At 72.2% G+C, this 24,520-nt stretch carries 24 protein-coding genes and 1 tRNA gene; 15 read left to right on the top strand and 10 right to left on the bottom strand.

Features of this window, described 5'->3' with window-relative positions; translation table 11 throughout:
- Positions 1-44 precede the first annotated feature (44 nt).
- The 3 genes from topA to ACXR2U_RS03390 all read left to right on the top strand — a co-directional run bounded on the left by topA (position 45) and on the right by ACXR2U_RS03390 (position 4,318).
- Complete coding sequence (gene topA / locus ACXR2U_RS03400) at positions 45-2,843, top strand: type I DNA topoisomerase (protein ID WP_458823515.1); 2,799 nt, start codon at positions 45-47, stop codon at positions 2,841-2,843.
- A gap of 6 nt (positions 2,844-2,849) precedes the next feature.
- Positions 2,850-3,323 (top strand): hypothetical protein, encoded by a 474-nt coding sequence (locus ACXR2U_RS03395; protein WP_458823514.1) that lies wholly within the window; start codon positions 2,850-2,852, stop codon positions 3,321-3,323.
- A 62-nt stretch (positions 3,324-3,385) separates the two neighbouring features.
- Complete coding sequence (locus ACXR2U_RS03390) at positions 3,386-4,318, top strand: 2-hydroxyacid dehydrogenase (RefSeq protein ID WP_458823513.1); 933 nt, start codon at positions 3,386-3,388, stop codon at positions 4,316-4,318.
- Between the two features lie 57 nt (positions 4,319-4,375).
- Here the strand turns inward: ACXR2U_RS03390 and ACXR2U_RS03385 are convergent, their stop codons facing one another.
- Together ACXR2U_RS03385 and ACXR2U_RS03380 are read right to left on the bottom strand one after the other, a co-directional pair.
- Positions 4,376-4,738 carry a VOC family protein gene (locus ACXR2U_RS03385; RefSeq protein ID WP_458823512.1) on the bottom strand — a complete coding sequence of 121 codons (363 nt, stop codon included), beginning with the start codon at positions 4,736-4,738 and terminating at the stop codon, positions 4,376-4,378.
- Positions 4,735-5,517 carry a methyltransferase domain-containing protein gene (locus ACXR2U_RS03380; RefSeq protein ID WP_458823511.1) on the bottom strand — a complete coding sequence of 261 codons (783 nt, stop codon included), beginning with the start codon at positions 5,515-5,517 and terminating at the stop codon, positions 4,735-4,737. Before ACXR2U_RS03380 ends, ACXR2U_RS03385 begins: the two co-directional genes overlap by 4 nt.
- A gap of 66 nt (positions 5,518-5,583) precedes the next feature.
- On the opposite strand from ACXR2U_RS03380, the gene ACXR2U_RS03375 reads away from it, so the two are divergent.
- The 4 genes from ACXR2U_RS03375 to ACXR2U_RS03360 all read left to right on the top strand — a co-directional run bounded on the left by ACXR2U_RS03375 (position 5,584) and on the right by ACXR2U_RS03360 (position 10,429).
- Positions 5,584-6,087, top strand: a complete 504-nt coding sequence (locus ACXR2U_RS03375; protein ID WP_458823510.1) for a MarR family winged helix-turn-helix transcriptional regulator — start codon at positions 5,584-5,586, stop codon at positions 6,085-6,087.
- Between the two features lie 76 nt (positions 6,088-6,163).
- The gene (gene tmk, locus ACXR2U_RS03370; RefSeq protein ID WP_458823509.1) at positions 6,164-8,296 is read left to right on the top strand and encodes a dTMP kinase; all 2,133 of its coding nucleotides are present in this window, start codon (positions 6,164-6,166) and stop codon (positions 8,294-8,296) included.
- 80 nt (positions 8,297-8,376) lie between these two features.
- Positions 8,377-9,564 (top strand): DNA polymerase III subunit delta', encoded by a 1,188-nt coding sequence (locus tag ACXR2U_RS03365; protein WP_458823508.1) that lies wholly within the window; start codon positions 8,377-8,379, stop codon positions 9,562-9,564.
- 16 nt (positions 9,565-9,580) lie between these two features.
- Complete coding sequence (locus ACXR2U_RS03360; RefSeq protein WP_458823507.1) at positions 9,581-10,429, top strand: PSP1 domain-containing protein; 849 nt, start codon at positions 9,581-9,583, stop codon at positions 10,427-10,429.
- Between the two features lie 12 nt (positions 10,430-10,441).
- Here the strand turns inward: ACXR2U_RS03360 and ACXR2U_RS03355 are convergent, their stop codons facing one another.
- The 4 genes from ACXR2U_RS03355 to ACXR2U_RS03340 are packed head-to-tail and all read right to left on the bottom strand — an operon-like array spanning position 10,442 to position 12,741.
- The gene (locus ACXR2U_RS03355; RefSeq protein ID WP_458823506.1) at positions 10,442-10,870 is read right to left on the bottom strand and encodes a DUF6196 family protein; all 429 of its coding nucleotides are present in this window, start codon (positions 10,868-10,870) and stop codon (positions 10,442-10,444) included.
- Between the two features lie 54 nt (positions 10,871-10,924).
- Positions 10,925-11,800: an SDR family NAD(P)-dependent oxidoreductase gene (locus ACXR2U_RS03350; RefSeq protein WP_458823505.1), complete on the bottom strand. Its 876-nt coding sequence runs from the start codon at positions 11,798-11,800 to the stop codon at positions 10,925-10,927.
- Between the two features lie 33 nt (positions 11,801-11,833).
- Positions 11,834-12,313 (bottom strand): DUF1772 domain-containing protein, encoded by a 480-nt coding sequence (locus ACXR2U_RS03345; RefSeq protein WP_458823504.1) that lies wholly within the window; start codon positions 12,311-12,313, stop codon positions 11,834-11,836.
- Positions 12,310-12,741, bottom strand: coding sequence for an ester cyclase (locus ACXR2U_RS03340; protein ID WP_458823503.1), 432 nt, complete (start codon positions 12,739-12,741; stop codon positions 12,310-12,312). The genes ACXR2U_RS03345 and ACXR2U_RS03340 overlap by 4 nt, the downstream gene beginning before the upstream one ends.
- Before the next feature lie 108 nt (positions 12,742-12,849).
- Between ACXR2U_RS03340 and ACXR2U_RS03335 the strand changes: the two genes are divergently transcribed.
- Positions 12,850-13,461 (top strand): TetR/AcrR family transcriptional regulator, encoded by a 612-nt coding sequence (locus tag ACXR2U_RS03335; RefSeq protein ID WP_458823502.1) that lies wholly within the window; start codon positions 12,850-12,852, stop codon positions 13,459-13,461.
- Between the two features lie 15 nt (positions 13,462-13,476).
- Here the strand turns inward: ACXR2U_RS03335 and ACXR2U_RS03330 are convergent, their stop codons facing one another.
- Positions 13,477-14,160 (bottom strand): SDR family NAD(P)-dependent oxidoreductase, encoded by a 684-nt coding sequence (locus tag ACXR2U_RS03330; RefSeq protein ID WP_458823501.1) that lies wholly within the window; start codon positions 14,158-14,160, stop codon positions 13,477-13,479.
- Between the two features lie 138 nt (positions 14,161-14,298).
- Here ACXR2U_RS03330 and ACXR2U_RS03325 point away from each other — a divergent pair, with 138 nt between their 5' ends.
- Together ACXR2U_RS03325 and ACXR2U_RS03320 are read left to right on the top strand one after the other, a co-directional pair.
- A complete protein-coding gene (locus ACXR2U_RS03325; RefSeq protein WP_458823500.1) occupies positions 14,299-15,177 on the top strand; it encodes a helix-turn-helix transcriptional regulator in 879 nt (292 codons plus the stop codon).
- Between the two features lie 83 nt (positions 15,178-15,260).
- Positions 15,261-18,182: a hypothetical protein gene (locus tag ACXR2U_RS03320; protein ID WP_458823499.1), complete on the top strand. Its 2,922-nt coding sequence runs from the start codon at positions 15,261-15,263 to the stop codon at positions 18,180-18,182.
- Here ACXR2U_RS03320 and ACXR2U_RS03315 read toward each other — a convergent pair.
- Both ACXR2U_RS03315 and ACXR2U_RS03310 read right to left on the bottom strand, forming a co-directional pair.
- Positions 18,152-19,348 carry an ROK family transcriptional regulator gene (locus tag ACXR2U_RS03315; protein ID WP_458823498.1) on the bottom strand — a complete coding sequence of 399 codons (1,197 nt, stop codon included), beginning with the start codon at positions 19,346-19,348 and terminating at the stop codon, positions 18,152-18,154. The two genes, ACXR2U_RS03320 and ACXR2U_RS03315, sit on opposite strands and share 31 nt — an antisense overlap.
- A gap of 142 nt (positions 19,349-19,490) precedes the next feature.
- A complete protein-coding gene (locus tag ACXR2U_RS03310; RefSeq protein ID WP_458823497.1) occupies positions 19,491-19,967 on the bottom strand; it encodes a MarR family winged helix-turn-helix transcriptional regulator in 477 nt (158 codons plus the stop codon).
- Between the two features lie 102 nt (positions 19,968-20,069).
- On the opposite strand from ACXR2U_RS03310, the gene ACXR2U_RS03305 reads away from it, so the two are divergent.
- Positions 20,070-20,723, top strand: a complete 654-nt coding sequence (locus tag ACXR2U_RS03305; protein WP_458823496.1) for an FMN-dependent NADH-azoreductase — start codon at positions 20,070-20,072, stop codon at positions 20,721-20,723.
- A gap of 75 nt (positions 20,724-20,798) precedes the next feature.
- Positions 20,799-20,874, top strand: a tRNA-Thr gene (locus ACXR2U_RS03300).
- Positions 20,875-21,030: 156 nt separating this feature from the next.
- On the opposite strand, the gene ACXR2U_RS03295 is transcribed toward ACXR2U_RS03300, so the two are convergent.
- Positions 21,031-21,339, bottom strand: a complete 309-nt coding sequence (locus tag ACXR2U_RS03295) for a tyrosine-type recombinase/integrase (RefSeq protein ID WP_458823527.1) — start codon at positions 21,337-21,339, stop codon at positions 21,031-21,033.
- Positions 21,340-21,706: 367 nt separating this feature from the next.
- On the opposite strand from ACXR2U_RS03295, the gene ACXR2U_RS03290 reads away from it, so the two are divergent.
- The 3 genes from ACXR2U_RS03290 to ACXR2U_RS03280 all read left to right on the top strand — a co-directional run bounded on the left by ACXR2U_RS03290 (position 21,707) and on the right by ACXR2U_RS03280 (position 24,513).
- Positions 21,707-22,156, top strand: a complete 450-nt coding sequence (locus tag ACXR2U_RS03290; protein WP_458823495.1) for a phosphatase PAP2 family protein — start codon at positions 21,707-21,709, stop codon at positions 22,154-22,156.
- Positions 22,157-22,621: 465 nt separating this feature from the next.
- The gene (locus ACXR2U_RS03285; RefSeq protein ID WP_458823526.1) at positions 22,622-23,101 is read left to right on the top strand and encodes a hypothetical protein; all 480 of its coding nucleotides are present in this window, start codon (positions 22,622-22,624) and stop codon (positions 23,099-23,101) included.
- 398 nt (positions 23,102-23,499) lie between these two features.
- Positions 23,500-24,513: a LacI family DNA-binding transcriptional regulator gene (locus tag ACXR2U_RS03280; RefSeq protein WP_458823494.1), complete on the top strand. Its 1,014-nt coding sequence runs from the start codon at positions 23,500-23,502 to the stop codon at positions 24,511-24,513.
- The last annotated feature ends 7 nt before the right edge of the window (positions 24,514-24,520 follow it).

Raw genomic sequence — 24,520 nt, 5'->3', positions numbered from 1 at the left:
CGGCCGCCCGTCCGCACCACCGTCGGCACCCAGGAGAACACGTAGTGGCGAGCAGCAGGTCGAGCACCCGACGATCAGCGGGGACCGGTTCCGGTACCAAGCTGGTCATCGTCGAGTCGCCGACCAAGGCCCGCATGATCGGCGGCTTCCTCGGCCCCGACTACGTGGTCGAGGCCTCGATCGGCCACATCCGCGACCTGCCCCGCAACGCCGCCGACGTGCCCGCGAAGTACAAGGGTGAGCCCTGGGCGCGGCTCGGGGTCGACACCGACCACGACTTCGAACCGCTCTACGTCGTCGCGGCCGACCACAAGCAGCAGGTCACCAAGCTCAAGACGCTGCTCAAGACCAGCAGCGAGGTCTACCTCGCGACGGACGAGGACCGCGAGGGCGAGGCCATCGCCTGGCACCTGGTCCAGGAGCTCAAGCCGACCGTCCCGGTGCGCCGGATGGTCTTCCACGAGATCACACCCGCGGCGATCGAGCGCGCGGTCGCGAGCCCCCGGGAGATCGACGCCGACCTCGTCGACGCCCAGGAGACCCGCCGCATCCTCGACCGCCTCTACGGCTACGAGGTCAGCCCGGTCCTCTGGCGCAAGGTGCTGCCGCGGCTGTCGGCCGGTCGCGTCCAGTCCGTCGCCACCCGCATCGTCGTCGAGCGCGAGCGCGCCCGCATGCGGTTCCGCACCGCCGAGTACTGGGACCTCAAGGCGATGTTCGAGACCGCCGGTCCCGCAGCGGGCACCGACGCCGGCGAACCGACGACCTTCAACGCCACGCTCGTCGCGGTCGACGACGTCCGGGTCGCCACCGGCCGCGACTTCGCGGCGGAGACGGGCGAGGCGAGCGGCGACGTGCTGCACCTCGACGAGGCGGGCGCCCGCGGGCTCGCCGCCCGGCTGCAGGACCGGCCGTTCGCGGTCACCCGGGTCGACGAGAAGCCCTACCGCCGTCGCCCGTACGCGCCGTTCATGACCTCGACCCTCCAGCAGGAGGCGGGCCGCAAGCTGCACTGGTCGTCCGAGGTGACGATGCGGGTGGCGCAGCGGTTGTACGAGAACGGCCACATCACCTACATGCGCACCGACTCCACGAACCTGTCGGAGACGGCGCTGACCGCGGCGCGCAGCCAGGCCCGTGAGCTGTACGGCGACGCCTACGTCCCGGCCGAGGCCCGCACCTACAACAAGAAGGTCAAGAACGCGCAGGAGGCGCACGAGGCGATCCGGCCGTCGGGCGACTCGTTCCGCACCCCGGGCCAGCTCGCGAACCAGCTCTCCGGCGACGAGTTCCGCCTCTACGAGCTCATCTGGCAGCGCACGCTCGCCTCGCAGATGTCCGACGCCGTCGGCACGACGGTGTCGGTCCGCATCGCCGGCACCAGCGTGGCGAACGAGCGCGCCGAGTTCTCCACGTCCGGGCGCACGATCACCTTCCCCGGCTTCCTGCGGGCCTACGTCGAGGACGTCGACAGCAGCGGCGAGAAGGACGACGCCGAGAAGCGGCTGCCACGCCTGACCCGCGACGACGCCCTCACCGCCCGTGAGATCGAGGCCGACGGCCACACCACCTCGCCGCCGGCCCGCTTCACCGAACCCAGCCTGGTCAAGCAGCTCGAGGAGCTGGGCATCGGCCGGCCGTCGACCTACTCGTCGATCATGAAGACGATCGTCGACCGCGGCTACGTGTGGAAGAAGGGCTCGGCGCTCGTGCCGACCTGGACGGCGTTCGCCGTCATCGGCCTGCTCGAGCGGTACTTCGCCCGGCTGGTCGACTACAACTTCACCGCCTCGGTGGAGAACGACCTCGACGCCATCGCCAGCGGCACCGAGTCGCGCGTCGAGTGGCTGCGTCGCTTCTACTTCGGCTCCGGCGAAGGCGTTGCACACGGCAACGGTGACGGCACACGCATCTCCGACCAGGGCGGGCTGAAGAAGCTCATCGCCGAGCAGCTCGAGGAGATCGACGCCCGCGGCGTCAACTCCATCGCCCTGCCCGGTGTCGACGACGTCGTGGTCCGCGTCGGTCGCTACGGCCCGTACCTGCAGAAGGGCGGGGCGGACTCCGAGTCCCGCGCGTCGATCCCCGACGACCTGGCGCCCGACGAGTTGGTCGCCGCCAAGGTCGAGGAACTGTTGTCGGCGCCGTCCGGCGACATCGAGCTCGGCACCACCGAGGACGGCCGTGAGGTCACGGCCCGCAACGGTCGCTACGGCCCGTACGTCACCGACGGCGAGCGCACGGCGTCGCTGTTCAAGGACATGTCGCTCGAGACCCTCACCCTCGCCGACGCCGAGAAGCTGCTGACCCTGCCGCGCACGCTCGGCAAGGACGCCGAGGGCGTCGAGATCACCGCACAGAACGGCCGTTACGGCCCGTACGTCAAACGCGGCACCGACTCGCGGTCGCTCGAGACCGAGGCGCAGCTGTTCACCGTCGACCTCGAGGGCGCGCTGGCCCTGCTCGCCCAGCCCAAGCTCCGTGGCCGCGCCGCGGCCAAGCCGCCGCTGAAGGAACTGGGCAGCGACCCGACCTCGGGCAAGCCGATGGTGGTCAAGGAGGGCCGGTTCGGGCCCTACGTCACCGACGGCGAGACGAACGCCTCGCTGCGCCGTGGCGACTCGATCGAGGGCCTGACCGACGAACGGGCCATCGAACTGCTCGCCGAGCGTCGCGCCCGCGGCCCGGCCACCCCGCGCAAGGCGGCCAAGAAGGCGCCGGCGAAGAAGGCGGCCAAGAAGACGGCGGCCAAGGCCGGCGCCACCAAGACCGCCACCAAGACCGCGAAGAAGACGGCGAAGAAGGCGGTCGCCAAGAAGGCCGCCGCCAAGAAGACCGTCTGACCGGTCATGGGACTGTTCGACAACGACCCGGTCGCCGCAGCGCGATGGACCCGTGACCAGTTCGACGGAGACGTCCTCGAGCACGCGGACGCGTTCCGGCTCGCACGGCCGCCGGGTTGGACCATCCGGGGTACGGCCGGCGAGCGGTACCAGCTGAGGCCGCCGCCCCACGGCCCGGCCGTCGACGTCGACATCGCGCTCGCCCCGCGTGCGGGCATGCCGACGACTCTCGACGCGCCGGCGTACCTGCGCCTGTACCTCTCCCTGATCGACGATCCGGTGGAAGACCTCGTCGTGACGACCGACGCGTTCGGCCGGCGGGTCGATGGGCGCTGGTCGGTCGGCGAGACAGCGTCGGGGGCCGCCGTACTCCTGACTCGGACCACGTTCGTCCTCGCGACGACCTCCGCGCTCGTCGTGGATGCCGACGCGGTGGCCGAGGGCGCCCGGGTCCTCGCCGCGTTGGAACCTCTGGGCTGACGCGCCTCTCCGGAGGGTCGACGCGGATGACGGCGGGTGGCCCGCGTTCCTAAGGTGGGCGCATGAGCGTCGTCGTCTGCTTGCCCGATGAGGGCTCCGTCGAACTGCTGCGCCAGGGCGACCTGCCCGACGGCATCGAGATCGTCGTGTGGGACGGCACCGGCGAACCGGCCGGCGGAGCCCGGCGGACCACGTTCCTCGTCCCGCCCGTCGAGGACGCGGACCCGATCCCGGCCTACCTCGCCGCCATGCCGGACCTGCAGGTCGTCCAGCTGACGACGGCCGGGGTCGAACACCTCGAGGGGCTCATCCCCGACACCGTCGCGCTGTCGACCGCTCGCGGGGTGCACGGGGGGCCGGTGGCCGAGCTGGTCACGCTGCTGGTGCTCGCCACCCGCCGCCAGCTGCCGCACTTCCTCGACGCCCAGCGCGAGGGCCGGTGGGACCTGGTCCAGGGCGACGACCTCGTCGACGCCGAGGTCGTGATCGTCGGCGCGGGTGATCTCGGGTCCAAGACCGCCGACCGGCTCGCCGCGTTCGGCGCCCGGCCCACGCTCGTGGGCCGGACGGCCCGTGACGGCGTCCGTTCCACCGACGACCTGCCGACCCTGCTGCCGAGCGCCGACGTCGTGGTCATGACCCTGCCGCTCACCGACGACAGCCGCGGGATGGTCGACGCCGCGTTCCTGAACCGCATGCAGGACGGCGCGCTGCTGGTGAACGTCGCGCGCGGGCCGGTCGTCGTCACCGACGCGCTGGTCGCCGAGCTGCGGACGGGACGCCTGTACGCCGCTCTCGACGTCACCGACCCCGAGCCGCTGCCGGACGGCCACCCGTTGTGGACCACGCCGAACACGATCGTGACACCGCACGCGGCCGGTCACGTCGCGCCGGCCGGCCCGCGGGCGTTCGCCTACGTCCGCGAGCAGCTGGCCCGCTTCGCCGCGGGCGAACCGCTCGAGAACGTCGTCAGCGGGCCCGGCTCCCAGGCGTAGCGCCCGCGGGTCCGGCCACGCTCCGGCGCGAACGCGTTCGAGCGATCGCCCGCCGACTCACCGTTGCTGGAACTCGACCCGGTTGCCCACCACGTCGTGGGTGTGGAAGCGCCGGACGCCCGGTACCTCGCCGTCGCTGCGCTCGCACGCGTACCCCGCCGCCTCGAGCCGGGCCCGCAGGGCCTCGAGGTCGTCGACCACGAGGGCGGGGTGGGCCTTGCGCGACGGCAGGAAGGGTTCCTGCACGCCCAGGTGCAGCATCGCGGCGCCGGCGGCGAACCAGCACCCACCGCGGGCGGCGAGCGCGGGTGGCTTCGCGACCTCGGTCATCCCGAGCAGGCCGCCGTAGAACTCACGCAGCTCGTCCTCGCACCGGGCGGGGACGGCGACCTGCACGTGGTCGATGCCGACGACGCTCACGGCCGGCTGCCCACCGCGAACAGCCGTCGGAACGGCAGGATCGTCGTGCCGTCCGAGCGCTGCGGATAGGCCTGCCGCAGGCGGGTGGCGTAGTCGGCGACGAACGCCTCCCGTTCGTCGTCGGCCAGCGCCGCGAGCACCGGCCGCAGACCCGTGCCGGTCACCCAGCGGAGCACCGGGTCGTCGCCGGTGAGCACGTGCAGGTAGGTCGTCTCCCACACGTCGGCGCGCAGCCCGGCGTCGAGCAGGCTGCCGGCGGCCTGCTCGGCGTCGAAGACGAACCCCGGCGCGCGGAACGCCGCGGCGGTCGACGGGTAGGCGGCGCCGACCTCCCGCATGAGCACGTGCGAGGGCGCGTCGAAGTTCATCGGCACCTGCACGGCGACCCAGCCGCCGTCGGGGAGGGCAGCCGCCCACCGGCCCAGCACCTCCAGGCCGTTCGGGACCCACTGCAGGACGGCGTTGCTCACCACCACGTCGATCCCGGCGGTGTCCCAGGTGGTGACGTCGCCGGTCTCGAACCGCAACCCCGGGGTGGCGGGGGCGTCGGCCAGCATCGTGTCCGAGGTGTCGAAACCCAGTACGTCCGCCTCCGGCCACCGCTCGGCCAGGGTGACGGTCAGGTTGCCAGGACCGCACCCGGCGTCGACCACCCGGCGGGGCGCGACGGCGCCGACCCGCGCCAGCAGGTCGTGGAACGGGCGCGAGCGGTGGTCGTCGAAGCGGCGGTACACCGCCGGGTCCCACGTGAACGTGCTGCCGGTCACGGAGCCTCCCATGTCCCAAACTCTCTTGACGTCAAGACACGATAGCTTGACGTCAAGACAATAGCTACCATCGGGAGCGTGGCGGACGAGGTCGACAGCATCCTGGCGGCGTGGTACTCCGAACGTCCTGATCTCGACGTGACCCCGATGGCCGTCCTGTCCCGTGTGTCCCGTCTCGCCGACGTCCTGGCCGCGCGCCGGGCCGAGGTGTTCACCCGGCACCAGCTGCAGTCGTTCGAGTTCGACGTGCTCGCGGCGCTACGACGCGCCGGCGATCCCTACGAGCTCACGCCGGGTCAGTTGGTCGCCGCCACCCACGTCACCTCCGGGACGATGACCAACCGCGTCGACAAGCTCGTCGACAAGAAGTGGGTGCGGCGTCGGGCCGACGGCGAGGACGGCCGGGTCGTCCGGGTGCGACTCACCGCCGTGGGGCGTCGGCGGGTCGACGCGACACTGGTCGACCTGCTCGGGGCCGAACGCGAGTTGCTGGCGGTGCTCGCCCCCGCGTCGCAGACCCGGCTCGCGGCGGCGCTGCGCACCCTCACCACGGCCGCGGAGGCCGCCGGCACCGCGACCTGACCCGCGGGGCGGCGGTCGCCAGATATCCTGTCGCCAGTCACGGGCCCCCCGATCGGGAGTCCGGCGAGGGGGTTCCATGGCCGACGACGTCGACGCCCCGGGTCAGGGAGACGGCCCACGGGCCGATCCGGCGAGCCCTGAGGGCGCCGGGACGTCGGTGTCCTCGGTCGCCGCCATCCGCGGCGTCCTGCACGTGTCGTCCTTCCGCCGGCTCTGGTACTCCACTGCGCTGTCGAGCCTGGGGGACTGGCTCGGTCTGCTCGCCACCAGCGTGTTCGCGACCGGACTGGTCACGGGGTACGCCGCCGCCAACTTCGCCTTCGGGGCCGTGCTGCTGGTGCGGCTGCTGCCCGCGGTGGTCTTCGGACCCATCGCCGGCATCTTCGCCGACCGGTTCGACCGCCGGCACACCATGGTGGTCTCGGACTTCGTCCGCTTCGCGTTGTTCGTCTCGATCCCGCTGGTCAACTCGCTGCTGTGGCTGTTCATCGCCACGTTCCTCATCGAGTGCGTCGCGATGTTCTGGCTCCCGGCCAAGGACGCGTCGGTGCCGAACCTCGTGCGCCGCGACCAGATCGAGGCGGCGAACCAACTCGGGCTCATCACGACGTACGGCGTCACGCCGGTGCTCGGCGCCGGACTGTTCTCGCTGCTCGCCGTCATCAGCAGCGGGCTGGCCAACCGGCTGGACTTCTTCGCCACCAACCAGGTCGACCTCGCGCTGTACTTCAACGCCGCGACGTTCCTGGTCGGCGCGATCATCGTGTACTTCATCCGCGAGATCGGCGGCAGCCGCACCGGCCCGGGCGAGAACCAGGACTCGCTGTTCACCCTCATGCGTGAGGGCGCCCGCTTCATGGGCCACAGCAAGCTGCTCAAGGGGTTGATCGTCGGTCTCATCGGTGCGTTCCTCGCCGCGAGCGTGGTCATCGGCGCCGGCAACGCGTTCGCCCAGAGCATCGGCGGCGGCGACGCCACGTTCGGCATCCTGTTCGGGTCGGTGTTCGTCGGCATGGCGGTCGGCCTGGTCTTCGGGCCCCGCATCGCGCGCGAGCTGTCGCGGCAACGGCTGTTCGGCCTGGCCATCGTCACCGCAGGCGTCTCGCTCTCGATCACCGCGCTGATGCCGGTGCTGTTCCTCGCCGTGGTGTTCGTCATCGCCGTCGGGGCGGGTGGCGGGGTCGCCTACCTCGCGGGCGTCACGCTCATGGGCACCGAGATCTCCGACGACATGCGCGGACGTGTGTTCGCCCTGATCCAGTCGCTGATCCGGATCGTGCTCATCGTCGGCGTGGCCGCGGTGCCCTTCGTCATCGGTGGCATCGGCCAGGTGACTCTCGCCGGGATCGTCATCGACGCCAGCCGCATCGCCCTGTTCGCGGGCGGCATCATCGCCGTGCTGTTCGGGTTGTGGGCGTACCGGCTGATGGACCAGCGAGCGCACGGCAAGGTCCTGCACGACGTCATGACCTCACTGCGCGGCGACAGCTGGGCCCGGCGGCGGATGCGCGGCCCGGGCGTCCTGCTCGCGTTCGAGGGCGGCGAGGGCGCGGGCAAGTCCAGCCAGATCACCATGCTCGCCGACCGGCTGCGCGCCGAGGGCCGTGACGTGCTCGTCACCCACGAGCCGGGCGCGACCCCGCTGGGGCGGGGCATCCGCGAGCTGCTCCTGCACGGCTCGGACGACGTCAGCCCCCGCGCCGAGGCGTTGCTGTTCGCGGCCGACCGCGCCCAGCACGTCGACGCCGTCATCGTGCCAGCGTTGCGTGCGGGGACCATCGTCATCACCGACCGGTACGTCGACAGCTCGCTCGCCTACCAGGGCGCAGGCCGTGAGCTCACGGTCGACGAGGTGTTCCGGCTCTCGCGGTGGGCGACGCAGGGTCTGCGTCCCGATCTCACCGTCCTGCTCGACGTCCCCGCCCACGTCGGCCTCGCCCGGGCGCGCGGGCGCAGCGACGCCGACCGGCTCGAGAGCGAGTCGTTGGAGTTCCACGAGCGGGTCCGGCGCGGGTTCCGGGTCCTCGCCGAGGCCGAACCACGCCGGTACGCCGTCGTCGACGCCACGGCCGACCCGTCCGCGCTCGCCGAGACCGTGCGGCTCGCGGTCGAGCCCGTCATCGGGGTGGCGCCCGACCGCAGCCTGCCCGCGGCGCCGCGTCCTCCCGAACTCGAGCGCGGGTCGTCGGCCGCGGCCGAGTCCGGCTGAACCGGGTGCCGACCCGCCTCTGACCCCGCCTCGCGGGTCGCGGGTGACCCGGTGTCAGCCCCGTTTGCGACCATGTCCGGGTGACGGTGTGGGATCGGATGGTCGGCCAGGACGCCGCCGTGGCGGTCCTGCGACCGGCGGCGGCCGCGGCGGCCGAGATCGCTGCCGACCGTCCGGCGCCGCCCGGCGTCATGACCCACGCCTGGCTGTTCACCGGTCCGCCCGGATCGGGCCGTTCGGTCGCCGCGCTCTGCTTCGCGGCCGCGCTGCAGTGCGAGCGTGGCGGCGTCGGCTGCGGGGAGTGCAGCGGCTGCCGGCTGGTGCAGTCGCGCAACCACCCCGACGTCCGTGACGTCGTCCCCGAGGGCCTGTCGATCACCGTCGCCGAGATGCGGAGCGTGGTGGGGCTGGCCGATCGCCGGCCGTCGCTCGGGCACTGGCAGATCGTGCTCATCGAGGACGCCGACCGTCTCACCGAGCAGGCGTCGAACGCGCTGCTGAAGTCGATCGAGGAACCCCCGCCCCGCACGGTGTTCCTGCTGTGCGCGCCGTCGACCCACCCCGACGACGTCATGGTCACCATCCGGTCGCGCTGCCGGTTGCTCACGCTGCGCACGCCGTCGGCCGAGGCGGTCGCGGGCGTCCTGCAGACCTCCGGGGTCGAACCGGCGGTCGCGTCCTGGGCGGCGGCGGCGTCGCAGGGTCACGTCGGCCGGGCGCGCCGGCTCGCCGCCGATCCCGACGCCCGGCAGCGTCGCGCCAACGTCCTCGCCGTCCCCGCCTCGCTCACCTCCATCGGGGCGTGCATGATCGCGGCCGACCGGCTGGTGCGGGCGGCCAAGGAGGAGTCCGACGAACTCACCACCGAGCGTGACGCCGCCGAGACCGAGCAGTTGCAGGCGGCGCTGGGCGCGGGCGGCACCGGCAAGGGCACCGCCGCCACCACCCGCGGCACGGTCGGCGTCGTGCGCGACCTGGAGAAGCGGCAGAAGGCCCGGTCGACCCGCACCCAGCGCGACGCCCTCGACCGCGCATTGATCGACCTGGCCGCGTTCTACCGCGACGTGCTGCTCCACCTCGCGGGTTCCGAGGTCGCCCGCGCCCACCCCGACCTCGCCGCCGACGTCGCAGCCGTCGCCCGCCGGGTCGATTCCGCCGGCGCGCTGCGCCGGGTGGAGGCCGTGCTCGCCTGCCGGCAGGCCCTGGACCTCAACGTCAAGCCCCAGATCGCGGTCGAGGCCCTCACCGCCACCCTGCTGCTGCCCTGAGTCCTACGCTGGTGCCGTGCCCTTCGTCTGCGCGGTGACCTTCCAGCCGCGTGGACGCCTGTACTACGCCGATCCCGGCGAGCTCACCGGGCTCGAGGTGGGCGAGCACGTCCTGTACCCGACCACCGAGGGTCCCGAGGTCGCGCAGGTGGTGTGGGCGCCGGAGTGGTCGGCCGACGACGTCGGGTCCTCGGCCTGGCCGGTGCTGGTCGGGCGCGCTCCGACGGAGGCCGTCAGCCGCGCGGAACGTTCACGCCGGCGCCGGGCCGACGTCCGCGTCGCCTCCCGCAAGCTCATCCGCGAGCACGGTCTGCCGATGAAGGTCGCGGGTGTCGACCACGTCGTCGAGACCAACCACAGCACGGTCTACTTCACTGCGCCCCACCGCGTCGACTTCCGGTCACTCGTGCGTGACCTCGCGGCCACCATGGACGGCAAGGTCGAACTGCGGCAGCTCTCGGCGCGTGACGAAGCCAAACTGACCGGCGGCATCGGCTCCTGCGGCCGAGAGTTGTGCTGTGCAACGTTCCTGGTGGAGTACGAGCCGGTCTCGGTGCGGATGGCGAAGGACCAGGACCTGCCCACCAACCCCGTGCGCATCGCGGGCGCCTGCGGCAAGCTCATGTGCTGCTTGAAGTACGAGCACCCGCTCTACCAGGACTTCGTGAAGCGGGCGCCGGGCAAGGGCGAGAAGGTGCAGACCCCCGACGGAGACGGCACGGTCGTCGGCAGCAACGTCCCGTCCGAGTCGATCGTCGTCCGGCTCGACGACTCCGGCCGTCGCACCAGCTGCGGCCTCGCCGACGTCTGCGGTTCCCGGCAGGCGTTCGAGCAGCGCGAGAGTGTGGCCGAGCCGGCCGAGTGAGCGCGTCGCGGACTACCGCGTCGTCCGGAGCTCCTCGATGACCGCGGCTGCCTCGGTCCGCAGCTCGTGCGGGCACCCCCAGTAGTCGTAGACGCCGCCGCGGCCACTGTTCTGCCCGCAGATCACGAACACCCCGGTGCCCAGGCGCCGCTTGAGCTCGGTGGCGAGCCACCCCACGAAGCCGCTGTTGTCCAGGCCGGCCGGGAAGTGGAACGAGAACAACGCGAAAACCTCGACGGCGTCGGGCCCCGCCGGCGCCAGCCACGACCAGCTGTCCTCGTCGCGCACCACGGCGACCAGCTCGGGGCGCAGCTGCGGTGGCCGGTCCAGCGGTGACTCGCCGAACGCCCACGCCCCGTCGAGCACCACCAGGTCGGCGGCCGCGATCACCCGCCGCAGCCGGTGCTCGGTCTCGGCCGGGGTCTCCGCGCTGATGCTCACCACCCCGTCATCCTGCACCGGCGGCTCGCCGCCCGCTGGGACGTTCCCGACCTCTCAGCCCACCGACCGGAGCGGGAAGCCGACGCCGGTCAGCTCCTCGGAGACGGCCCAGAGCCGGTCGGCGAGCTCGGGGTCCGAGGCGGTCTTCGACCGGGTGAGGGGTTCGGCTCCGCCCCGCATGTGCGCCAGGTGCCGCGGGCCGGTGAAGGTGTCGCCGGGGAGGTCGGCCAGGGCGGCGAGCAGGACGGGCTGCGCGCCGGCGTGGGCGTCCTGCGCCAGCAGCCTGACCGCCAGACGCGCGACGGGGTTGGTGGTCTCGTCGTAGATGCTCGTGGCGACGAAGCCCGGGTGGGCGGCCATCGCCCGCACCGTCGACCCGGCGTCGGTGAGGCGGCGCTGGAGCCCGGCGGTGAACAGCAGGTTGGCCTGCTTGGAGTTGGCGTAGGCCCGGGACGGCTTGTACGGGGTCCGACGCCAGTCCAGGTCGTCGAAGTCCAGACGGGCCTGGCGTTCGGCCAACGACGCGAGCGTGACGACGCGGCCGGTGATGTGCGGCAGCAGCAGGTTCGTCAGCGCGAACGGCCCGAGGTGGTTGGTGGCGAACTGCAACTCGCGACCGTCCGCGGTGCGGCGCAGTTCCGGGGTGGAGATGCCGGCGTTGTTGACGAGCAGGTGCAACGGCCCGTCCCACCCGTCCGCGAACGCACGGACGGATCGTGGGTCGGCCAGGTCGAGGATTCGGACCTCCGCCGAACCGGGGATCTGCGCCGCGGCTCGCGCGCCGCGTTCGGGGTCCCGTACCGCGAGCACGAGGTGGGCGCCGCGCTCGGCCAGGGCCGTGGCGACCTGCAGACCGATACCGCTGTTGCCGCCGGTGACGATTGCGGTGCGTCCGTCGAGGGACGTGTCGGGCAGTGGTGACGAGGGCATGGACGACCTCCGAGGTCGGGTGGTGGCGGGTGGTCAGCGGGTGGCGCTGATGAGGGCGACGCCGAGCGCGATCACGGCCACGCCCTGCAGCAGGGCGCGGGGGACGATCACGCGGTCCCAGGCCCGTTGCAGGGCACGGGCGTCCGCGGGCGTCTCGTGCGCGTCGACGGCCGCCGTGAGCGTCCGGTTTATCGGGGCGCTGATGCGGAGGTACACGACGAGCCAGCTGACCAGCAGCACGAACGCGAGAGCGGCGGCGACGGTCGCCACCGCCTGGCCGTCCAGGCCTGCCACCACGGCGGCGACGGCGGCGGCGAGGATCCCGGCCACCCCCGGCAGTGGCATCCGCGCGTCGGCGTAGCGGTGGACGTTGCCCATGACGGCCGTCAAGGTGGCGTCGTCGACGCGGGCGAGCGCGGGGCGCTGGGCGATGGCGCAGAACACGTCGGTGCCGTAGACGACCCCGGTCCCCACGATCGCCACCAAGGCCGCGATCTGGACGACGAGCGTCACGACTGCCCCTCCGATCCGCTCGGCAGGGCGGGGATGACGCCGATCTGCTGGAAGACCTGCAGCAGGTTGAGCTCGTCCCAGTGCTCGACGAACATGTCGTCGGCCACCCGCCAGATGTCGATCGACCGCATCTCGACGGGCCGTCCCGTCGCCGGGATGCCCATGAGATCGCCGGTGTGCGTGCCGCGGTAGACGTAGCGGCCGACCACACGGTCGCCGGCGACGACGAGGTCCCCCTGCGTGGCGGTGAGGTCGGGGAGTGCGGCGAAGAACGCCGTCCAGAACACCCGGTTGCCCTCGCGCCCGGGAGCGACGAAGGGGTTGTGGTTGACGTAGTCGACGGCGACGAACCGGTCGACCAGATCGGCGTCGTGGGTGTTGAGCATCGCCAGGTAGGTGCTGGCGAGTTCTTCGGGTGTCGTGGTCACAGGAGCTCCTCGGACGGGTTAGCGCTGCTAGGTGCTAGCAACGCTAGCGCCCAATTCGGGTCTCCGCAATAGCGCTGCTAGCAGGGCGTGTACCTGCTAATCTCAGGCATGGCCATCGAGGACCGACGCCGCCGCGACCGGGCCGCCCGCCGCGAGCTCATCACCGTGACCGCCCGGGGTCTGGCCGAGCGGGAGGGGTGGGACGCCGTCACCACCCGGCGGCTGTCCACCGAGATCGAGTACAGCCAACCCGTGATCTACCAGCACTTCTCCTCGATGGAGGACCTCGTCGAGGCGGTGGCCCTCGAGGGGTTCGCCGAGCTCGCCACGGTTCTGGCCGACGCCCGCCGCGACGCCGCCCGCGGCGAGGCACTCACCGCGGTGGCCCACGCGTACACCGGGTTCGCGGCCGAGAGCCCGGCGCTCTACGACGCGATGTTCACCCGGTCGACGCGTCTCCGGTTCGGCCCCGGCTCACCGGAGCCGCTGCACGCGGCGTTCCTCGAACTGCGGGGCGCGGTGGCGACGGTCGCGGGCGCGCGTGACGTCGAGACCCTGACCGAGGTGGTCTGGGCCGCGCTGCACGGTCTGGTCACGCTCGGGCGTCAGGACCGGCTGCGCGCCGGCCACGCGGGCGAACGGCTCGACCTGGTGGTCGACCAGTTCCGCTCCACCCCGCGCCCCCGACGCAGCCCGGCCGGTGAACGCCCGCGCCACTGAGCGCGGGTGCCCGGCTCACCAGGGCAGCGTGCCGTGCTCGTCGGTGAAGGTGCCGGTCGGGCCGCCGGGCCCCAGCGTCGCGAGCCGCACGACGACCCTCGCGCTCTCCGCCACGGGTCGTCCGATCCCGAACGCCGCCGTCATGTCGGTCGCCGTCGTCCCCGGCTCGAGGGCGTTGAACCGGATGTCGGGGTGGGCGTGGGCGTACTGGACCGTCAGCATGGTCGCGGCGGCCTTCGACGCCGAGTACAGCGCCAACGGCAGCCCGTACTCCGGCCGCTCGGGGTTCGTGACGGCCCAGAACGACCCGGCACTGCTGGACACGACGACGACGTTCGGTGCGTCCGACCGGCGCAGCAACGGCAGCGCCGCCTCGGTCACCCGGACGATCCCGATGGCGTTGGTGTCGAACGACCGTTGAGCGGCGGCCGCGTCCAGACTGGTCTCGAGGACGCCGGCGTTGTGGACCAGCACGTCGAGGCGCCCCGAGGCCTTCTCGATGGCCGTCAGTGCGTCGGTGACGGACGCGTCGTCGGTGACGTCGAGCTGAACCGGGCGCGCCCCGATCTCGGCCGCGGCCTTCGCCCCACGCTCGGCGTCGCGCGAGCCGACCCAGACCTCGTGCCCCAGCTCGGTCAGCTGGCGGGCGGTCTCGAGCCCCAGGCCCTTGTTGGCTCCGGTGATCAACGTGACGGTCATGTCGTCCTCTCGGTTCGGCGGGGCCGGTCCGACCCGTGGCGACGCTAGGCAGACCCGGCCACGGCACCCAGAGCCCTGTGGAGACCGGGGAGTCCGGGGACCCCCTCTGGACGGCGCCCCGCGCCCTACGCTCGACGGGTGACCGACGCGACGAACGCCTTGGGCGCGTTCCTGCGGGCACGGCGCGAACTCGTGACCCCGCAGCAGGCCGGCGTTCCCGAGGTGGGCGTGCGCCGGGTACCGGGCCTGCGGCGGGAGGAGGTCGCGATGCTCGCCGGCATCAGCGGTGACTACTACCTGCGCCTGGAACGCGGCCGTGACCGGCACCCGTCCGTGCAGGTCCTCGAGGCGTTGGCCCGGGTGCTGCGGCTCGACGACGACGCCTTCGCCCACCTGCTCACGCTGGTGGCCGACCTGCCGAGGCGCCGCAAACCTCGTGCACGTCGGCAGGTCCCGCCGGCGGGCACGCTCAAGCTCCTGCACACACTCGCGCAACCCGCGTTCGTCGAGGACCGGTGGTTCGACATCCTGGCCGCGAACTCGCTGGCCACCGCGCTCGCACCGAGCCTCGCCCCGGGCGGCAACCAGCTGCGCGACCTGTTCCTCGACCCGGCGGTCCAGGCCCTGCACCCCGAGTGGGAGAACGTCACCGAGTGCTTCGTCGCGAACCTGCGTCAAGCTGTCGGTACCGACGTCGACGACCCGCGTTTCATCGAGTTGGTCGGGGAACTCTCGCTCGGCAGCGCCCGGTTCCGGCAGTTGTGGGCGCGGCACGAGGTACGCGGGCAGCGGGGGACCCCGATCCGGATGGATCATCCGCAGGTGGGGCCGATGACGCTGAACCGGGAGCGGATGGAGATCAACGGCGCGGACGGCATGATGCTGGTGGTCTTCCACCCGGACGCCGGTTCGGCGGACGCCGAGAAGCTCGCCCTGCTCGCCTCGGTCGCGCAGTCCGGCCCAGGCGTTTCGGGCGGCGAGGCCGTCGGGGTCTCGGAGACGGTGCCGATCACGTAACGACGGGTTACAGTTCCGCGGTCCCACGACGCGACGGAGGTCGCTGCATGGTCCGCCGTACACCGTTGTCCGCCGCTGCCGTCGTGACGGTCCTGATCGCCGGGGTCGCACCCTCGGCCGGTGCGGCGACGCCCGGCGCCCCCACGCCGGTGAGCCCGTCGCCCGAGCAAGCGGTCGTCGCTGCGCCGGCCGCCGGTGCGTACACCCCGCTCGCGGCGCAGCGTCTGCTCGACACCCGCAACGGCAACGGAGCGCCCGTCGGCGCGATCCCCGCCGGAGGCACGGTGAGCGTGGTCGTCACCGGCCGCGGTGGCGTCCCTGCGACCGGCGTGGGGGCCGTGGCGGTCACGGTCACCGTGGTGACCCCGGCGTCGAGCGGGTACGTGGTCGCCTACCCGACGGGGACGGCCCGGCCGGGATCGTCGAACGTGAACTTCGGCGCCGGGCGGACGGTGTCGAACCTCGTGGTCGTCCCGGTCGGAACGGGCGGTCGGATCTCGCTCTCCAGCAGCGCGAGGACCCACGCGATCGTCGACGTGTCCGGCTGGTACGCCACCGGGACGTCGACAGGTGCCGGAACCTTCGCGGCGCTGCCGCCGAGGCGTGTGCTCGACACGCGGTCAGGGACGGGCGCGCCCCGTGCAGTGGTCCCGGCCCGCGATGCCGTGACGTTGTCGGTGGCCGGCCGCGGCGGTGTGCCCGCCCGGGGTGTGGGCGGCGTCCTGCTCAACGTGACCGTGACCGCGCCCGCCGCGGCGGGCTACGTCACCGTGTACGCCGCCGGCACCGCGAGGCCGGTCGCCTCGGTGGTCAACTACGTGGCCGGGCAGACCGTCGCCGACGCCGTGTTCGCGCCGGTGTCCGCCGACGGCCGGGTCGTGCTCTACACCAGCGCCGCCACACAGCTGGTCGCCGACGTGTCGGGCTACGTCCTCGCCGGCACGGCGTCGGCCCCGGGTGCTTACCACCCGGTCGCGCCGGCTCGGCTCTTCGACAACCGGTCCGGCGGAGTCGGCAGCCAGGGTGTCCCGGCCGAGGTCCTCGTCACGGGTCGGGCCGGTGTGCCGGCGACCGGCGTCGACGCCGTGGCGATCGTGCTCACCTCGACGCAGCGCAACCTCGACGGCGCGGGCAGCGTGGTCGTGTACCGCGGTGGCGGTGCCCGGCCAGCGACGACCAACCTCAGCCATGCTTCCGGCCAGACGATCGCCGACGCCGTCCTCGCCCCGGTCGGCCCCGACGGCCGTGTCCGCCTGCTGAGCGGCGCCGTGAACTCGCTGATCGTGGACGTGGTCGGCTGGGTCGCGGCCGCGCCGGTGCCGATGCCCGCTTGGGGGGCCACCGCGCCGGTCGACGGGTACGGCGGTGGCGTCGAGGACGTGTCCTGCGGGTCGGCGTCGTCCTGCGTCGCGGTCGACGCCCACGGACAGGCCGTGCGGTGGGACGGCGCCACGTGGTCGCAGCCGGTACAGGTGACGCCCCGCTCCGGCGACAACGAGCTCGGGCTGGTGTCGGTGTCGTGCCCGACCGCGGCGCTGTGCTTCGCGCACGACAGCGACAACGGCATCTGGCGCAGTGCGGCCGACGGGTGGACGCGGTGGGCCACCCTGCCCTCGTCCTTCCCCGGTGATTCCTTCGCGTGCACGGTCGACACCTGCTTGTCGGCATCGAGCGACAACATGTGGTGGACCGACCACGACGGTGGTTGGTTCGGGCGGCACGTCTTCGGTGTGGGCACGGCCGTCGAGGGCGTCGACTGCGCCGGCGCCACGTGTGTCACGGTCGGCGCGGACGGCCGGGCGAGCACGCTCACGACCCAGACCGGGTGGACACCGGCGGTCGCAGTCGCCGACGCCACGCAGCTGAGACTGGTGTCGTGTGCAACGGAAGCGGCTTGCGTCGCCATCGGCGCGAACCCGGCCGGTGAGACCGCCAGCTACCGGCTGGCCGGCGGCGGCTGGCGGTCCGACGGCGTCGTCCCCGGGGGCCCCGACGATCTGTCGTGCGCCGGTGACACCTGTGTCGCGGGCGGTCTCTCGCCGGAGGTGCTGGCCCGGACCGGCACGGGTGACTGGCAGGTCGTCGGCGAGGCGCCGGGTGTCGGTCACCGCCAGCTGGCGTGTGGCGCGACGGCGTCGTGTCAGGTGGTGTCGGACGACGGCCTCGGCATCCGGTTCGACGGTGTCGGACTGGTCGATCCTGCACCGGTCGACCCGGAGACGTCCCAGTTCCGCGTCCTCGCCTGCCGTTCCCGTACATCGTGCAGCGCGGTCGGGTCCCGCAACGACATCCGCGAGTTCGACGGTCGGGCGTGGACCACGGCGAGCCGGGCGTTCGGACCGCCGACCGACGTCTCGTGTGCGTCGGGGAACTGGTGCGGTGCGGTCGGACGGTCCGGACGCGCGATCCTCCGCACGGCCGCCGGCTGGGGGCCGATCACGCAACTCGCGAGTGACGTGCAGTTCGTGTCGGTGTCGTGCCCGGTCGAGGGCTGGTGCCTCGCCGGCGACCAGCTCGGCGGGGTGTACGTCGGCGACCCGCAGGGCTGGCGCCCGACCACGGTCCTGCCGACCCACTCGGACGTCCAACTCGCCTGCACGAGTCGGTCCTTCTGTCTCGGTCACGTGGGCGGCGCGAGCTTCCGGTTCGACGGGAAGACCTGGTCGCGCATCGCCGGCCCGCCCGGGGCCTTCCGGCAGATGGACTGCGCGTCCCCGACGTTCTGCGTGGCGTCGGCCGGTGGGCGCCTGTACCAGTGGGACGGCGTGGGGTGGGACGACGGTCAGACCGTCAGCTCGTCGACCGAGTACCCGGGTGACGTCTCGTGCGTCCGGGGCGGCGTGTGCCTGGTGCCGTCGGGTCGGAGAGTGCTGGCGAGCTCCGGTGTCACCTGGGCGGCGTCCACCCCGACCGCGCTCGACGCGTCGATCGCAGCGATCGGGTGCGCACCAGACGGCTCGTGCCTCGCCCTGAGCTACCGCAACGCGGCAGTGCTCACCGGCTGACCGCCCGTCGATCCGGTCACCGGTGCACCCTGCAACGCTTCCCCGCGGCTGAGGGCGATCGCCCCGAAGAGATCGGCGCGCGGACCGAGCGTGCCGACCAGCACGCGGAGGCTCGAGGCGGCCGTCGGCGAGGCGTAGCGGTCGATCGGTTCGCGCAACCCCTCGACGACGAATCGGGCGGCGGGGCCGAGGGATCCGTCGACCACGATGGCCGCCGGGTTGAGGAACGTCACGAGGTCGGCGAGCGGTCGGCCGATGGTGCGGCCGATGTCGCCGAGGATGCGGGCGGGTCCGGGCTCGCCGGCATCGGCGAGGCGCAGGATGTCGGCGAAGGTCACCGGTGTGCCGAACGCGGTGCGCACCGAGTCCATGAGGTTCGCGCCCAGCCGGGTCTGCAGGCACCCCCGGCCGCCGCAGGCGCACAACGGGCCGTCGTCGTCGACGTGCAGGTGAGCGAGTTCGCCCGCGAAACCGTTGGCGCCGCGGTGGATCCGGCCGCCCACGAGCAGGCCGGTGCCGGCGCTGAAGCCGCCCAGCTTGATGTGCACGACATCCTGCAGACCGGCGGCCACACCCGCCGAGGCCTCGCCGATGAGCGCCAGGTTGGCGTCGTTCTCGAACACCGTCGGCACCCCGAGCCGCTCGCTCCACGCCCGCGCCGGGTCGCTGTCGAAGTCGGCGAGCCAGCGTGGCCGCTCCGGTTCCGGCCGGGGCGGCCCGTAGCGCCGGAACGACGGCACGCCCTTGCCGCGCTGGTAGGGCGCGGGCACCGACACCACGACCGAGGTCAGCCTTCCGTCGGCCGGTGCGGTCAGGGCCGCCATCGGCTCGGTGAGGACGTCGTCGCCGCGCGCGGAATGCTCGGTCGCGGCGACGACGTCGCCCGCGAACGTCGCGAGCGCGGTCCGGACGTGGTCGCGGTTCCACGACACCACCCCGATGAGCGGGCGGTCACCCGCGACCCGCAACAGGGCCGGGCGTCGACCGGACTTCGACCGCCGGGTCGGGTCGGGCGTCTCGACGAGGTCGCCCCGGGCCAGCAACCGTCCGACGGCGCTGGTGACGGTCGCGGCCGGCAGGCCCAGTTCGCGCTGCAGGGCGATGCGGGACAACCCGTCGGACCGGCCGACCAGGGCCAGGATGCGGTCGTCCGTGCGCTCGACCATCCGGACCACGCTCTCTCGCCTGTCGCCCGCGGAAGCGACGATCTCGGCCCAACCCGCGCCCGGGCAGGCTCCAGAAGAACGATATCGCCGTTACCGCTCGCTCGTCACGGCCTGAGGTGGTCCGGATCGGTGGCGGGGTGGATCAGCAGCGGTCGTCGGAGTCGAGCGTGGCGGCGATCCGCGGAGCCACCGTGGCGAGGGCCCGCAACTGGGCGGGGGTGAGGGGGGCGATGACGTGCCGGCGCACCGCGGCGACGTGGCCCGGAGCCGCGGCGACGACGACGTCCCACCCGGCGTCGGTGAGCACGGCGTTGGTGAACCGGCCGTCGTCGGGGTCCGGGTGCCGCTCGATCCACCCGCGCTGCTCCAACCGCTTCGCGACGTTCGACAGCCGCGAGAGCGAGCCGTTGGTGAACAGCGCGAGATCACTCATCCGCATGGTCCGGTCCGGCGCCATCGACAACCCGCTGAGGGTGAAGTACTCGAACAGCGTCAGGCCGGAGTCGCGCTGCAACTGCCGGTCGAGCGTGCCGGGCAGTTGGAACAGCAGGGTGGCGATGGCGATCCACGCCTGCTGCTCGTCGTCCTCGAGCCACTGCGGCTCGGCTGCCTCGTCCACGGGTCGACGGTACCGGGCGGGTTGCATCAGTTCACGCATGAAGTCATACTCGTGACGTTGGACTTCATGCATGAAGTCATCACCGATCGAGGAGACCCCACGATGACCCTGTTCCGTCTGGACGCCAGCTTCCGAGTCGAGGGCTCGGCGAGCCGCGAGATCGCCGACATCGTCGAGCAGGAGTGGCTCGCGAACCACCCCGGTGACGCCGTCGAACGACGTCACATCGGCGTGGAGGTGCTCCCCGCCGACGCGTGGGCGAACGCCGTCACGGCGGGCTTCGTGCCCGAGGACCAGCGCACGCCGGGGCAGCAGGCCGCCGTCGCGCTCGCCGCCGAGCTGGTCGACGAACTGCTCGCCGCCGACGCGATCCTGCTGGCGGTCCCGCTCTACAACTTCGGCGTCTCGCAGCACATCAAGACCTGGATCGACCTCGTCCTCACCGACCCGCGCGCCACCCCCGGCGTCTCGCCGCGGCTGCTCGAGGGCAAGCCCGTCGTGCTCGCCACGGTGCGCGGTGGCGCCTACGGCGCCGGCACGCCCCGCGAGGGCTGGGACCACTCGACCGGCTACCTGCGCCGCATCCTCGCCGACGTCTGGGGCGCCGACCTCACCGTGGTCGAGCGCGAGTTCACCCTCGTCGGCGTCAACCCGGCGCTGGACGACTTCAAGGACCAGGCGGCCGCGATGCACGCGGAAGCACTCGAGGCCGCCCGCGTGGCCGGCCGGGCGCTGGGCGCGCTCGTCACGGCCTGACCGTGGCCCGGGCGGTGCGGGTGAGGGCTGTTCGCTAGACTCGCCCGCGCTGTCCGGGACGACGTCGTGGGCCGCGCCGCCTTAGCTCAGTCGGCAGAGCGTCTCACTCGTAATGAGAAGGTCCGGGGTTCGATTCCCCGAGGCGGCTCCACGCTGCAGGCCCCGGATTCGGGGCCTTCCGTGCATCAGACATTGTTCCTCCCGATGAGTGATGTGGGTTCCGTGCCCCCGTGGTGCCCCCGGCCGCTGATGCGGTCGGCGGCGTTCCAGAGGTTGCTGTCGATGAGGTGGCCGTAGAGGTCGAGCGTCATGGTCGCGCTCGCATGGCCCAGGATCCGTTGGACGACCTTGGCGTCCGCCCCACGACTAGCCAGATCGAGGCTGCGGTGTGCCGGAGGTCGTGGACTCGCAGGGTGGGCCGTCCGACCGCTGTCTTCGCAGACTGCCAGCCCACCTGGCGCTTCCAGTTGCCCTCTCGCAACGCTGTCCCGGAGGACGTCGAGAACAGCCACTCGTGGGAGGACTTCTCGGCTGCCCACCGTTCGACGATCTCGGCGACGTTGGATGTCGTCGGGATGGTCCGGCTCTGGTGGTTCTTCAAGCTGTCGACGTACAGCTCGCCCGAACCGCCGCCGGCTACAACGGCGCGTTGCAGTCGCAGACCGGGACCAGGGAGGCACAGGGGTTCGATTCGACCAAGCGGTCACGCTGGAGCACCCGATCGCCCGCCTGATCGACGTGGGTATCCGACCTCTGCTCCAGTGGAACCACGCCGTCGCGATGCGCGGTTGCGCAGAGGGTCTCCGCACGCGGCTGCTCGGTGCGGGCTCGAATGGACGATCGCGACCGCAACTGGCTGGCGGCGTCGTGTCGCGAGGGTGATCACCGAATCGACCAGTCCGGCCATCTGCGCGACCGCGGCGATACTCGCCGTCGCTGCGTCCGACGCTCGGCGGTCTGTCGACGCCGTATGGGTCAGCCTCGTGGCGCTGCTCGTCGTCGCGGTCCCCATGGCGTCCATCGTCGTCGGCGTCCAGCGCGGGCGGTGGACCGACCATCACGTCGCCGAGCGACGGTCCCGCACCGCGCCTCTCCTCGTCGCGGTGGCGTGTGTGATCGCTGCAGTTCTGCTGCTCGCCCTCGCCGACGCCTCACGCGCCATGCTCGCGGTCGTCATCGCGATGCTCGTCGGATTGCTCGCTGTCCTGGTCGTCAACCACTGGTGGAAGACCTCGATCCACGCTGCCGTGGCGGGAGGTCTGCTCGCGGTACTCGTGGTGACGTTCGGGCCGTGGCTGTTCCTCGGGGTCTCACTGGTCACACTCGTTGCGTGGTCGCGAGTCGCCCTCGACTATCACACCGTCGAACAAGCTGTCGCCGGCGCCGTTCTCGGCGCTGCAGTCGCGGCCACCGTGTTCCCCGCCCTCCGCTGATCGGCGTGCGGTACCGCTTACCCCACCGAAGTGAGATCGTCTGCGGACCAGCTACCTGCGACGGCGGTCGGCGCTGGGCTCGAGCGGATACGCGGCTGTCGTACAGACCGACGTCGCATGACACGTGGAACAGAACGGGTTCCTGGACTCCGAGGGCCTTCTGCCCGCTGGGCCTGGCTCAGCGGCTCGGCGCAACCCAGCGGCTGGATCCAGTCCTAAGGGACTGCGCTTGTACCGCGTCCCAGTACCCGGCACGCCCGCAACGCCTCTGGCTCCTCCTCGTTGTCGTCGGCGACCTCGTACATCGCCCGCATCAGCGTTGGGTCAGACGCACGTCGGAGTCGACGGTGCCACCCGTCGACTCCGGCGTCTTCGCGTAGGTTCCGAGCTGTGTCGCACTCGCCTGCGCCGGACGGTCCTTCGCGTGACCACATCCGCGACCGCGATGTCGACCCGTCCGACGCGGTGGTCGCGCGGGTGCAGGCACGCTGGCACTCGCAACTGACCGTCGGTCAGCGGTCGGCCGTGATCGCGTGGGCGTCCTTCGCGACAACGTTCGTGGGCGTCCGCGCACTGACCCACTGGATCCGCGACGGTCACGGGCCGTCCGGGGGTGGCGTGAGCGTCGGCGGCCGTCACTTCCACCACTACAACATCGGCATCGCGCTGCTGACCGGCATCGGTGCGGTGGCGTTGCGCGGTCGCGACAGGTACCGCCGTCACCCGGCCACCGCCATCGCGTACGGCGCGGGAACCGCGCTGATCGTCGATGAGGCCGCTCTCCTCATCGACCTGCAGGACGTCTACTGGGCCAGAGAGGGACGCACCAGCGTCGACCTCGCGGTCGGCGTCATCGCCGTCGGCGGGTTGGCCCTGGCCGGCTCCTCGTTCTGGCCCGCGGCGGTCCGCGAATTGCGACCGCTGCGGCAGCGTCGCGCCGACTGAGACGGGGTCGTCCACCACCGTCTGTCAACCATCCACATGTAGCGGGCACGCGACATCGCAGATGCCGGAGGTCGCCGCGCTGGCACCACTGGTAGGCCGGTCCGTTCGGTCCCGGCACGGCTCGCGCGATGCGAGCGTTTCCCACAACGGCGACAACTGGTGCCGCCACATCTGGTGGGGGATTGGCGAAGGCAAGGCCTCTGCGGAGCCCGGCCATGGCGCGGTACGGAGCCGGGGCCGCGACGCGGCGACTCCGAGCCCGTCCGCGGCTGAGCGCTCGGCCTGTTCCGGAACTTGTTCCAACCCTTGACCAGCTGGCGTCAACGGGCCTAGCTTTCGCGGAACCGGTTCCGTGACCGGTTCCGCAACCGGTTCCGCGCCGAGGTCAGGGGGAGCGTTTGACTGTCACGATGGCCGACATAGCCCGGCTGGCGAACGTCTCCAAGACCACGGTTTCCCGTGTGCTGAACGGACGGCCGGATGTCGACAGCACCACCGCCGAGCGGATCCGTCGGATCGTGTCGGAGACCAACTACTCGCGGTCCGCTCGTGCGGTCGGGCTCGCCAAGGGGCAGGCACATGCCGTCGGGATGATGGTCCCTTCGCTGACCTGGCCCTGGATGGCGGATGTTCTCCAGGGAGCCGCCGACGTGCTCGAGGAGCACGGCTACGGACTGCTGCTGCACACCAGCGAGCGCGGTGAGCAGTCGTTGGTGAGGTTCACCGAACAGGTGGCGTCGCGCTCGTTCGACGGCCTCTTGGTGATCGAGCCTCCGAACACGATCGATTTCATCGCGGATCTCCACTCCCGTGGTCTGCCGGTGGTGCTCATCGACGACCGCGCCATGCACCCGGGTTTTCCCTCGGTCGCGACGACGAACCGGCTCGGAGGTGAGCAGGCGGCGGAGCACCTGCTCCAGTCGGGGCGCCGCCAGCTCGCGCTGATCGCCGGCCCGTCGGAGTACGGATGCACCCGGCAACGATCGGCGGGATATCTCGAGACCGCCCGCGAACACGGCACCCGGGTGACCAAGCGAGCCATGGTGGAGTCTGACTTCACGGAGCAGGGCGGTTTCGACGCGATGACCACGCTGCTCGACCTTGCGCCGCGGACCGAGGCGGTGTTCGCACAGAACGACCTCATGGCCGTCGGTGCGCTCCGGGCTCTGCGCTCGTCGGGGCGCCGGGTGCCCGACGACGTCGCCGTCGTCGGGTTCGACGACATCCCCTTGGCAGCGCACACCACCCCGGCCCTGACGACCGTGCGTCAACCCTCGTACGAGATGGCGGCTGCGGCGGCACGCGCCTTGCTCGATCGGGTCGGCGGTTCGCCCGAGGTCAACGCCATGACCCTCCCCACCACGTTGTCGGTGCGCGAGTCCGCGCCGGCGAGCCAGACCACGACCCCGTGATCCGATC

The sequence above is a fragment of the Jatrophihabitans sp. YIM 134969 genome (assembly GCF_054456675.1).
This window is presented reverse-complemented; position numbering and strand designations above follow the sequence as displayed.

Excerpts from the sequence above, each read along its gene's own strand:
- ACXR2U_RS03305 (WP_458823496.1), top strand. The coding sequence starts at position 20,070 with ATGACCCTGTTCCGTCTGGACGCCAGCTTCCGAGTCGAGGGCTCGGCG.
- ACXR2U_RS03395 (WP_458823514.1), top strand. The coding sequence starts at position 2,850 with ATGGGACTGTTCGACAACGACCCGGTCGCCGCAGCGCGATGGACCCGT.
- ACXR2U_RS03330 (WP_458823501.1), bottom strand. The coding sequence starts at position 14,160 with ATGACCGTCACGTTGATCACCGGAGCCAACAAGGGCCTGGGGCTCGAG.
- ACXR2U_RS03315 (WP_458823498.1), bottom strand. The coding sequence starts at position 19,348 with ATGGTCGAGCGCACGGACGACCGCATCCTGGCCCTGGTCGGCCGGTCC.
- ACXR2U_RS03390 (WP_458823513.1), top strand. The coding sequence starts at position 3,386 with ATGAGCGTCGTCGTCTGCTTGCCCGATGAGGGCTCCGTCGAACTGCTG.
- tmk (WP_458823509.1), top strand. The coding sequence starts at position 6,164 with ATGGCCGACGACGTCGACGCCCCGGGTCAGGGAGACGGCCCACGGGCC.
- ACXR2U_RS03335 (WP_458823502.1), top strand. The coding sequence starts at position 12,850 with ATGGCCATCGAGGACCGACGCCGCCGCGACCGGGCCGCCCGCCGCGAG.
- ACXR2U_RS03380 (WP_458823511.1), bottom strand. The coding sequence starts at position 5,517 with ATGGGAGGCTCCGTGACCGGCAGCACGTTCACGTGGGACCCGGCGGTG.
- ACXR2U_RS03350 (WP_458823505.1), bottom strand. The coding sequence starts at position 11,800 with ATGCCCTCGTCACCACTGCCCGACACGTCCCTCGACGGACGCACCGCA.